Source organism: Sphaerochaeta sp. S2 (assembly GCF_016406725.1).
GTDB lineage: Bacteria > Spirochaetota > Spirochaetia > Sphaerochaetales > Sphaerochaetaceae > Sphaerochaeta.
The window spans coordinates 1-10855 of sequence record NZ_JAEKNT010000464.1; the positions used below are offsets into that span (position 1 = coordinate 1).

Annotated in this window: 11 protein-coding genes and 1 pseudogene; 2 read left to right on the forward strand and 10 right to left on the reverse strand. The window is 49.0% G+C overall.

From position 1 onward, the window contains the following. Window positions 1-164: 164 nt before the first annotated feature. From JF818_RS13370 to JF818_RS13390, 5 genes are all read right to left on the reverse strand, one after another. Window positions 165-1331, reverse strand: coding sequence for a Gfo/Idh/MocA family protein (locus JF818_RS13370; protein ID WP_198892479.1), 1167 nt, complete (start codon window positions 1329-1331; stop codon window positions 165-167). Between the two features lie 78 nt (window positions 1332-1409). After that, window positions 1410-2021 (reverse strand): TetR/AcrR family transcriptional regulator, encoded by a 612-nt coding sequence (locus tag JF818_RS13375; protein ID WP_198892480.1) that lies wholly within the window; start codon window positions 2019-2021, stop codon window positions 1410-1412. Between the two features lie 9 nt (window positions 2022-2030). Then, window positions 2031-3449 (reverse strand): FAD-binding oxidoreductase, encoded by a 1419-nt coding sequence (locus JF818_RS13380; protein ID WP_198892481.1) that lies wholly within the window; start codon window positions 3447-3449, stop codon window positions 2031-2033. After that, window positions 3446-4441 (reverse strand): electron transfer flavoprotein subunit alpha/FixB family protein, encoded by a 996-nt coding sequence (locus JF818_RS13385; RefSeq protein ID WP_198892482.1) that lies wholly within the window; start codon window positions 4439-4441, stop codon window positions 3446-3448. Before JF818_RS13385 ends, JF818_RS13380 begins: the two co-directional genes overlap by 4 nt. After that, on the reverse strand, window positions 4434-5246 hold the full coding sequence (locus tag JF818_RS13390; protein WP_198892483.1) for an electron transfer flavoprotein subunit beta/FixA family protein: 813 nt from the start codon (window positions 5244-5246) through the stop codon (window positions 4434-4436). The genes JF818_RS13385 and JF818_RS13390 overlap by 8 nt, the downstream gene beginning before the upstream one ends. A gap of 103 nt (window positions 5247-5349) precedes the next feature. Between JF818_RS13390 and JF818_RS13395 the strand changes: the two genes are divergently transcribed. Further along, the gene (locus JF818_RS13395; RefSeq protein WP_198892484.1) at window positions 5350-5658 is read left to right on the forward strand and encodes a Fic family protein; all 309 of its coding nucleotides are present in this window, start codon (window positions 5350-5352) and stop codon (window positions 5656-5658) included. A gap of 18 nt (window positions 5659-5676) precedes the next feature. Here JF818_RS13395 and JF818_RS13400 read toward each other — a convergent pair whose 3' ends face one another. Then, complete coding sequence (locus tag JF818_RS13400; RefSeq protein WP_198892485.1) at window positions 5677-6948, reverse strand: sn-glycerol-1-phosphate dehydrogenase; 1272 nt, start codon at window positions 6946-6948, stop codon at window positions 5677-5679. Between the two features lie 67 nt (window positions 6949-7015). Between JF818_RS13400 and JF818_RS13405 the strand changes: the two genes are divergently transcribed. Next, the gene (locus JF818_RS13405) at window positions 7016-7657 is read left to right on the forward strand and encodes an SGNH/GDSL hydrolase family protein (protein WP_198892486.1); all 642 of its coding nucleotides are present in this window, start codon (window positions 7016-7018) and stop codon (window positions 7655-7657) included. Here JF818_RS13405 and JF818_RS13410 read toward each other — a convergent pair. The 4 genes and pseudogenes from JF818_RS13410 to JF818_RS13425 form a co-directional block, all read right to left on the reverse strand. Then, window positions 7654-8499, reverse strand: coding sequence for an HAD family hydrolase (locus tag JF818_RS13410; protein WP_198892487.1), 846 nt, complete (start codon window positions 8497-8499; stop codon window positions 7654-7656). The genes JF818_RS13405 and JF818_RS13410 overlap by 4 nt on opposite strands. Before the next feature lie 148 nt (window positions 8500-8647). Continuing rightward, the gene (locus JF818_RS13415) at window positions 8648-9964 is read right to left on the reverse strand and encodes a TRAP transporter large permease (RefSeq protein ID WP_198892488.1); all 1317 of its coding nucleotides are present in this window, start codon (window positions 9962-9964) and stop codon (window positions 8648-8650) included. Further along, window positions 9964-10503, reverse strand: coding sequence for a TRAP transporter small permease (locus JF818_RS13420; protein ID WP_198892489.1), 540 nt, complete (start codon window positions 10501-10503; stop codon window positions 9964-9966). The genes JF818_RS13415 and JF818_RS13420 overlap by 1 nt, the downstream gene beginning before the upstream one ends. A 69-nt stretch (window positions 10504-10572) precedes the next feature. Continuing rightward, window positions 10573-10855, reverse strand: a pseudogene (locus tag JF818_RS13425) (C4-dicarboxylate ABC transporter substrate-binding protein); the annotation flags it as partial.

Sequence of the window (10855 nt, forward strand, 5' to 3'; positions counted from 1 at the left end):
GGCAATATCAGCCCCTGCTTCAAATAACCCATTGCACATCCCATAGATATGGCCATGATCAAGTCCTATAACACCGACAACGAATTCGCCTCTCTTGCAAACTGGTTGTGGCTTACCCTCTGGGGCATACTGCTGTCCATCCATCTTATTCATGTTCGAACTCCTTACGTTCCCATCGTCCCTAGGCTGATCTCGCCAGACTCCTCAAGATTCTCTACTGACTTAAGCTTTCTGTTGTACCGCACCAACCTTGCACGCATTCCCTCAGTGGTATAGAAGGGGTCATCCTTTGCAAGAGGCAATGAGACGCTCGTATGCTCGGTTGCAGATTTGTACATTGCACTAATCAGCTGTACAGCTTTTCTTCCCTCTTCTCCAGTTACCAGCGGTTCTGTCCCATGCATCACTGCTTGGAGTACATTTTCCAACTGTGCTTCATGCCCTTCCGTTTTAAGGGAAGGAAGCGATTCATATAATGCATTCAGTTCCACTTCAGTCTCAGGATTGGGTTGGATAAACCCATTAGGCAACTGCTTGGCTGATTTCACATACCAAGGAATACCAACTGAGGCTTTCTCAGTGGCAAGGAAGAACTCCTGTTTCTCATCATGATCAACCAAGCAAGAATTTACCTCAGCCACCATATTTGGATAAGAAAGGATTGAGAGGGAGACATCCTCAACCTCACTATTGCTATGCCCCACATTGTTCATGACCGACACAACCTGGTCAGGAACGCCTATGAGCCATTGGAGCATATCAATCTGGTGCACAGCATGGTTGAGCGTACAACCCCCACCTTCCTTTTCATAGGTCCCACGCCACCAGAGGTCGTAATAGGCAGATCCACGCCACCACATTGAGTTCACACGGGCAAGGAGCACCCTGCCTAATACGCCTTCATCCAAGAGCTGTTTCACACGCATGGCAGCAGTTTTGAATCGATTCTGGCTGATTACCGAGAGAATCTTACCACTTCTCTTCTGGGCCTCGATCATCTGGTCACACTCAGCAAGGGAGGGAGCCATCGGCTTCTCAACAATGACATGCTTTCCAGCTTCCAGAAAATCAACCGTAACCTGGCAATGCAGGCTAGGAGGCAAGCAAAGCGATACGAGGTGAATGTCATCACGGGATAGAAGCTCATGATAGTCCTTGGTTATGGCAACTGAACTACTGAGATCATAGGTTTGTGCCAATGTTTCAGCCTTCGACGGATAGGAATCGCAGAGGGCCCTTACCTCGCAGAGATTCCCCAACGCAAGAAACCCCTTCACGTGTGCTTTTGCAATGCCACCAGAGCCAATGATGGCTACACCAATTTTATCCATATGCTCGCCCCTTTCTCCTAACACAATATGATCTCTTTCTGGAAATGAGATATAACAACACCCTAAGATATTGAGGAATCATTTATTGGCCAACAAAGCAGGAATCAACAAATTCCTGCAATAGGACAATCCCTCTTCAACCAAGTCAAATCCTGCTGAGCTGATGTTCCAGTCCAGAAAGAGCCCCCTGATGGCCCTATTGAAAAGCACCGCAAGGTAGGAGCTCTCCCTGTCCTTCCTGAACTCACCTGATCTCTGTCCTTCCTCAATGATGCTTCTGATGAAGGTATGCCAGAACCGGGACTGGTCGGTAATGACCTTGGTGGAACCCTCGTTGCTCACCTGGTTTGCATAGAGTACTTTCAGCATCTCAACCCCGATAACATCGCGTACATAGGTAAGCTGCAACTCAGTGAATTTCAGGAGCTTGAGAGCTGCATCTTTCTCTTGTAATACCTCTTCCTCAATACTTCGATAGTAGGCATCAATGGCCCAGAACTCCTGTACAATTATGTCGCTCTTCGTGGAGAAATAGGTATAGAAACTCCCCTTTGCAGTGCCTGCATAGTCGGTTATCTGCTGGATGGAGACCTGGTTGAACCCCTTCTGCTTGAAGAGCGTCAAAGCACTCTCGAATATCAGGCGCTTGGTTGCCTCAGCTTTACTTGTACCCTTTGATTTCTTGGCCATTACCCTTCCTTATAGGAGAATCTTCCCAGGATTCATGATGTTCTTTGGGTCAAGCGCCTGCTTGACTGCACACAGCAGCTGGTACTCCGCCCCTGGAGTCACGTCTTTGAAGAACGACCTCCTCTTCAACCCAATACCATGCTCCCCGCTGATCTTCCCTCCAAGTTCCTTGACAATAAATGCATAGAACTCGGAAAGCAACCGTGGTTCCATCTCCAACCATTCCTCCATGGTACTTTCAGGATTCTTCACCAGTGTTGCATGCAGGTTACCATCTCCTGCGTGGCCATAACAAGGAATTTTCATGTTGTATTTGCTGGAGAGCTGCTCAAGACGGGGAATGACCAAAGGAATGGAGCCAATGGGAACAACCACATCTTCCAGGCTCTGAATAGGGCTATAGACCTTGATGGCCTCGGCAATATTCCGCCTAATGGACCAGATTCTCTCCCTGGTTGTGGCGTCCTCTGCAATATAGACTTCCATCGCCTTATGATCTGAACAGAGATCACCAACCTGGATGAGATCATGTTCAACCTGGCTTTCATCAGTACCATCAATCTCAATGAGCAGCATCGCCCCCACTCCCTCAAGAGGAAGACTCTCATTCAGATACGAGCAGGACATCTCGAGAGAACTTCTGTCCATAAACTCAATACTGGTGGGGATGATCCCTTGTTTCATGATCAGGGGAACGACAGAGATGGCATCCTGGGCAGTCCTAAAAGGAACCAAGAGATTAGAGGCAGATGTTGGAACGCCAAGGAGACGGATGGTTGCCTTGGTGATAATGCCAAGGGTCCCCTCTGAACCGATGTACAGTTGCTTGAGATCATACCCACTGACATCCTTGGTCACCTTCCCTCCCAGTTGGACCACTTCCCCCTGGGGAGTGACGACCTCCATACCGAGGATATAGCGCCCGGTTACTCCGTATTTCACGGCCTTCCCACCGCCAGCGTTCTCCGCAATATTACCTCCAAGAAAGCATGTTTCCAGACTCATCGGATAGCCGGCGAAAAAAAGCCCGGTCTGTTTAAGCCGCTCGTTCAGCTCATTGGTTACAATCCCTGCCTCAGCGGTCACGGTAAGGTTTGCCTCATCAATCTCCAGCACCTTGTTCATCTTCTCAACCGAGAGCACAATTCCCCCATGAATTGGAATCGCACCACCAGAGAGGCCAGAGCCAGCACCACGTGGGGTTACCGGTATGGTGTACCGGTCAGCCAACTTCATGATCGCACTGATCTGCTCAGTAGAGACGGGAGTAAGCACTACCTCCGGCATATGGCTGAACTGCTCCCTGCTGGTCTCGTCATGGCTGTAATTTTCTATCCGCTCTGTGTCGGTGAACAGGTTATGCTCCCCTACGATTGCCTTCAGCTCCTCAAGAATGGATGGGGTAATTGCTGTATAGCTGGTATTCATGCCTTCCTCCTCTGCTCAAGGCGCTTCTCAATCTCAGGAAGTACCTGAAACAGGTCCCCGATGATGGCGAAATCAGCAATACCAAGGATATTGGCTTGCTCATCACTGTTGATTGCCACAATACACTTGGCTGTCTTGATACCTGCGAGGTGTTGGATGGCCCCAGAGATACCTGCAGCGAGATAGAGACGGGGAGAGATGGTCTTGCCTGAAAGACCAACCTGATGAGGATAGGAAGCCCAACCTCGGTCCACTGCGTCCCGGCTCGCACCTACTTCTGCACCAAACGCCTTGGCCAGACGCTCGATCAGGGCAAAGTTATCCCGTTTCTTAAGCCCCTTTCCCCCGGAGATGACAATATCTGCTTCTTCGATGGATCCACTCTGACCTTCGAGAGCCCTTAGTCCCAATACCTCGACAGAGGGCTTTTCACGCTTGGGAGATACAGCTACCTCTTCCACCACGAAAGGACGGTCACTCCTTGCTTCAAGCGGCTTGGTAGAACGTGGCCTAACGGTAGCCATCTGTGGCCGGTGGTTCGGGGTCTTTATCGTTGCCATGATGTTGCCACCTATAGCTGGACGGGTCTGCAGGAGGTTCCCCGTTCCCTCTTCTATAGCGAGCTCAGTGCAGTCGGCAGTAAGCCCAGCATGTGCCTTGACTGCTACATAGGGCATCAGGGTCCTTCCAGAGGTGGTTGCTGCTGCAATGATGATCTGCGGCTCCTTTGCAGTAATTAGACGGAGAAGTTGCTCAGCATATCGTTCACAGACAAACGAGGAGAGCGAAGGATCATCTACAAGGTAGATGATATCGGCTCCCTGAGCGGAGAGCTGCTTCAAGTCCTCCAACCTGACATTGCAACCGATGACTACCGTCCCTAGTCTTACCTTGAGTGTCTCAGCAAGTGCCCTTCCACGTGCCAACAGCTCATAGGAAACATCCTTTACCCTACCCTGATGGCATTCACTGATCGTCCAAACCTCATGCATTGCGTCCTCCTAACAGATCACGTTCCTCAAGGAAGGTGAATAATTGATCAACTGCCTCATGAAGCGAAGCATCATCTTCTACCTTCACCATGCTGCATTGCCTACTGACTTTGGGAGTCTCTATTTTCACCACCCGGGTGGGAGACCCCTTCAGCCCCAAGAAAGTTGGATCTGTATCCAGATCGGAGGCACTCCAGGTGATAATCTCTGTGGCCATGGCACGTTTCTTTCCTTTGAGGGTGGGAAGACGAGGCTCGGCAATTTCCTTGACCACGGTAAGGAGGGCAGGAAGAGGAGACCTAACTCGCTGGTACCCCTCCTCGATCAAACGCTCGGCTATCAGGTTTTTTGAATCAATCTCCTCTACTGATGCAACATAGGAGAGAACCGGAAGGTCCAACCATGAAGCCACTGCCGGTCCAACCTGGGCAGTATCACCATCGGTTGCCCGCTCCCCGGTAATGACCAGATCAGGAAGGCCAACTTTCTCTATGGCTTTTGCCAGTACATAGGAGGTTGCCCAGGTATCAGAGCCTGCAAAGGCACGGTCATTCAGGTGATAGGCATCATCACACCCCATGGCAATGGATTCCTTGAGTACTTTCACAGCACTCGCTGGCCCCATGGTGATGACCGTCACGCGTCCACCTCTATGGTCTTTGATTCGTAACGCCGTTTCCAAGGCATACACATCCAATGGATTCAGGATGGCAGCAGAACCGCTACGGATCATGGTACCGGTCTCCTTGTCCATCTGGACATCACTGGTCTGTGGGACCTGCTTGATAAGAACTATACTGTGCATGAAAATTCCCCTCTTTTTCTCTATCCTAAAAGGGGTTTTGTGCTAGGTCAACAATTTTTTTGACCGCGGTCAATTTTAATATATTTCCATCCTACTTCCGGTCATGGAGACAGCCACTAACTGGCAGAATCCAACACCGAAAGCAGAGTTTCGTGTAGTAGTAAAAAATATCAACTATCCAGCCATCAAAGACACCGCGCAAGACACCGCGCAAGATAGTCGTTTGAAAATGTTGCTAGAATTTTGTTCTGTTCCAAGAACCAGGGAAGAGATGCAGGGATATATTGGCATAGAACATAGGGAACATTTTAGAAAAACGTTCCTCACGCCATTACTCGCATCTGGAAAACTCCAGATGACCATACCAGACAAGCCTACCAGCAAATATCAGAAGTACTTTGCCGTACGATGATTTTCAGCTGGAGAATCACTACATTCCTGAGAGCATATCCAAGGCTAGGTCAAACAGTCCCAATTCGTAGTAGAGATCTAGCACGGTATAGCGGTTACGGATCATCTGAGCACCGGTAACTGCATGGCGGAGCCCTTCCAGATTACTTGCAATATCAGCAGGAGAAACCGGACAGCCAACCTCCTTCATTGCTTCTTTCAGTTCCTGGTACGGAGGTAGTTGCTCATCCATTCTCTCGATCAGGGCAGGGAGCAGTGCGACAAGCTCCTCTCTTCGGGTAAGCAAGGCATCCCCATCAAGGAATTTCTCTTTTGCGATAGCCAAGGTCTGTTTCCTTACGCTTTCATCGGGGAAGAATGCCGTTATCGATTGCTCGCGTTCTTCCCAGCTCTCTGCTCCAGTGAGGGGGATATTAGCAAGGTCCAACTGCTTGAGCTGCTCGTAGAGGTAGGTAATGGTCAGGGTACCGATGGAGACCTTAAAGCCATGGCTTACCGGAAGCCCATCCTTACTCAAGTGTTCCATCTCCCAAATATGGCTGATCAAGTGCTCAGCACCACTGGCAGGGCGTGAGTCGTGCATCACTTGCATCGCAAACCCACTTGCTGAAAGCGCATCAAAAAGCAGACCGATGGAACGCCCCCTTCTTTGTGCTATCCCTGCATGATGGGCATAGACTTTTCTCAGCGGAATCTGGACCATGTCCCATACATCTCTGCGGATTGGGTGAACCCCAACCAGATCTGCAAGAATCCAATCCATACCGGCAGTGTACTTTGCCATGCAATCACCAAAACCACTCGCGATCATGTCCATGGGAGCTTCACGGAGTACTTTGGTATCAGCAAGCACCACCATAGGGGCAGCACAGGGAAGCGTCTGCTTGAAACCACCTACAGAAACTGCTGCGCCATAGGAGGTATAGCCGTCAACGGAGGGGGCGGTGGCAACAACCATATAGGGACGGTCCAACTCAGCACTTGCACGCTTGGTAATATCGTTGAGTGTTCCAGATCCCAGGACCACTGCAATACTGTTGTCCCTCTCCAAGCTCAACCTAACTTGTGCAATTGCATGCTCATCAGCATAAGGCTGCGGTTCAGAAGGAAAAATAAACTGCCTGACCTGGATATCAGCCTTCTCAAGCGATCTGGAAACAGGGAACCCACCGACTTTCAGTGTTATGCCATCTGCTACCAACAACGCCGGGGTATGACCAAATGCCTCAACAAAGACTGATCCAACCCGTTCAAGAGCCCCTTCCTCAACAACTGAAATCTTCGTATCCATGCAAGCCTCCCCGCCCAGCATACCACAGACTCTTGTAGCGGGAAAAGCTGTAGGATACACTACCGGCATGAAGACACAGACCTTTTCCATCCTTGCCGATTCCATCTCCACCTTTGCAGGATATGTCCCTGAGGAGAATGAACTCTTCTACCCCCGAGAGGGAGTGGATGTAACACAGGTGGAGCATACCTGGTGGTATCTCCTCCAAGAACATACAGGGCTGAAACTCCTCATGAATGAGTCTTACTCAGGAAGCAGGATAAGCAGAACAGGAGTCCGTCCCCTCTCCTCTTCCTTCTTGGATGAGAAAAGACAACAGCGATTGACTGGTGATATCATCATCGTATTCGGGGGAACCAACGATTGGGGACAGGCGGAAGAACCTACCACCATCGAGGTATTCCAGGAAGCATATGAATCGCTGGTGAATGATATGCTGACAAGACATACACAGAGCACATTGTACTTCTGTACCCCATTACAGAGGACAGACAGGGCCCTTGATGAAGAGAATATCCATCACTGGAGTCAGTTAGACTTGGCAAGAAGTATTAAAGAGATTGTTGCGAGGCATGAAGGAGCCCACCTCATTGACCTTGCAAGCTATCCTATCAAGGCCGGAGATGGACTTCTCGCTGATGGGTTACACCCCACCAGGAAGGGTATGGAAGTACTTGCCTCGCTGATGCAGAAAGGACTGGGCCTTTAGATTCCTGCAAGGCGTTTCATTCCTCGCTGGTACTCAGTGAGGGCATTCTCTGCCTGCATCTGGGTAAGGATGGTCTTCACCAATGAGAAAAGTTCTCCCTGGGTAGTGTAGTCGGCCTCAGTGAAGAAGTTGATACGGTCCTCCTTCATCAACTGATAGCTGATCGCTTCCTTGCCCTTTGCATAAACAGCAATACTTTTCCCACCATTCTGCTTGACGAGCTTCATGCAGGGGACATCGGTCAGGCCATCACCGATATACACCATATTCCTGAAAGGTACACTACGCTCACCCTCGGCGGTATAGGCATTCAAGGCCTGGTCCTCATGCACATCAAGTACCCCTTTATTGATCCTGAACAAGAACTGCGTCTTGGCTGTATAGTTGACCGATAGCTTCGGCCAGGTGGCCACCCCGTTCTCATCATAGAAATACTCACATGCATAGATACGCTTGAATCGGTTTCCGATGGCTGACCCTTCAATGATCTCTCGCAAGCCTGAAGAGATAATGAAGTGTTGTATATCCAAGCCCATCGATGAGCCTAGTTTGTTCACCTCATCAAACCACGAGAGCACGCCTGGAAAAAATTCAAGGCTCCCCCCCAATGAAACAAAATCGCTTCTTCTGATCGACTGTTCATGGCGTCTGGACTCATCAAGCATAAGCTTCATATATGCAAGGATACGGTCCATACCCTGCGCACCAGCAAGTGTGTCAGCCTTCTTCCAAAACGCTTCGGCAGACATTCCAAGCTTGGGGATGAACGTATACTCCTGCATATCCTTGGTAGTGAGGGTCTTGTCAAAATCATACATGAAGGCAATGGTTGGTCTTTGCATACTGCAAGTATATCACGAACCTGGTGAATCAGTTTGTTCAGATTATCATTAGGGACAGTGATTTCCATTCAAATGCTCTTGCCAAGCAAACGAAAAATTGAACCAGAGCAAGAACTCTGGTTCAAAGGAAGGGATAATCAGCAACTTTCTACATATTTGTCGGGGTATACCCTGCAAAAATCTTCGGCAAGATGAGGCTGATCTCAGGTATGAACGATACCAGTAGCAGTGCAATAACCATACAGAGGTAGAATGGAAGCGTTGCCTTTACCACCTTCTCCATGGATACCTTTCCGACGGCTGAACCTATGAACAGGACAGCTCCAACCGGTGGGGTCAAGAGACCAATACCACAGTTGAGGACCACCATAATACCAAACTGGATGGGATCCAGCCCGGCAACTCCGGTAGCGACAGGAAGCAGAATCGGGGTCGCAATAAGAATGATCGGTGCCATATCCATGATCGCACCAAGGACCAAGAGAATTGCATTCAACAGCAGGATAATGAGAATCCTGTTATTGGTAAGGTTTGTAATCGCCTCAGCTGCAAGACGAGGAACATTGAGTGTAGTAAGGATGTAGCCAAAGACAGATGATGTAGCAATAAGAATAAGCACGATAGCGAGGGTACCTACACAATCGTCGAGAACCTTCCAAACACCCTTCCAATTCAAGCCTTTATAGATAAAGACCGAAACAATCAAGGAGTAGATTACAGCTATGGCAGCAGATTCAGTGGCAGTGAAAACACCGGCTACAACGCCAACAACAACAATAACAACAGCAGCCAAAGCCCAAATGGATTTCCCGAGCTGTATGATGAAGTTCTTGAATCTGAACTTCTCGCCCTTTGGATAGCCTCGCTTCACGGAGAAGATATAAGAGCCAATCATCAAGGTAATGGCAAGCAGGGCTCCGGGAAGGTATCCGGCAAGGAAGAGACTTCCAACAGAGATACCACCTGCAGTGGTTGCATAGATGACCATGTTATGACTGGGAGGAACAAGCAGTCCTTCACAGGAACTGGTAATGGTAACAGCAGTGGAGAAATCAGCATCATAGCCTTCGTCGACCATCATGGGAATCAGGATGGAACCAAGGGATGCAGTATCTGCAGCGGCTGACCCGGAGATTCCTCCAAAAAAGTAGGATGCTACGATGTTAACCTGCGCCAGGCCTCCCCTCATCCAACCTACACAGGCATTGGCAAGGGCAATCAGCTTCTGGGAAATACCACCAGAGCCCATCAATACTCCCATCGTGATAAAGAAGGGAACTGCCATCAGCGAGAATGAACTGATGCCTTTAACCATAAGACGGCTGACATCATTAAGATTGGAGCCTTGGTAGAGCATGGTAAAAATAGAAGAAAGTCCAACTGCATATGCGATAGGAAAACGGAGGAAGATCATAAGAAAGAAGCTTCCCAGGAGAATCATAATTGCAATACTGTTTGCGTCCATTAAGCTTCCTCCTCTTCCTTCACGTAGAAGGACTTGATATGGTTATAGATAGCCTCAATCTCGAAGATGATCATGGCAAGTCCAGCTAGAGGTACAGGAAAGTACATCCAGAATCGGCTGAGCCATGGTAGAGAGACATAGAACCCTCTACTTCCAATCGTGATAGCATATCTCCAGCCAACATAAACCATTACCAACCCAAGACTAAAAACCGCGACATCCGAAAGGATATCGAGGATCTTTATCGTAAGCTTAGGAAGGTACTTGTCGAAAGCTTTCATTCTGATATGGGTACCCCGTCGGATGGCAAGTGCGGCAGACAGAACGGCCATATATGCCATACAGGTCAATACAACCTCTTCCGTCCAAGCAGGATCCTTCAGGAACGGTATGTATTCATGAAGCATACGTCCGGCTACTGCATAACTGGTGATGAGGATGTCGACAATAAGCAAAACTTTGCAAATTACCATGACAATCTTATCAGTCCAGTCATACGCATGCTTGATCTTATCCATTGATGCAAAGAACTTTGGCATATTTCATCTCCTGAGACTCAAAGAGGTGGGATTGACATTGCAATCCCACCTATAACTAACTAAACGCCCTTATTTCATATCCTTGATCTGCTTGTACAGTGCTGCCTGGCTCTTGGTATTCTCTTCGATTACCGCCTTGGTAGCATTTGCCCATGGGGCCTTGTCTGTAACATCAACCACATTCACGCCCTCAGCCTTGAGCTCAGCAAGTACTTCATTCTCAGCATTCTCGCTGATTTCAGCATTGTAAGCCTGTGCAAGCTTGCCAGCTTCCATGATGGCTTCTCTCTGTCTCTCGGAAAGCTTTGCCCAAGCGGTATCGGTAATAACTACCTGAATAGCACCAAGGGTG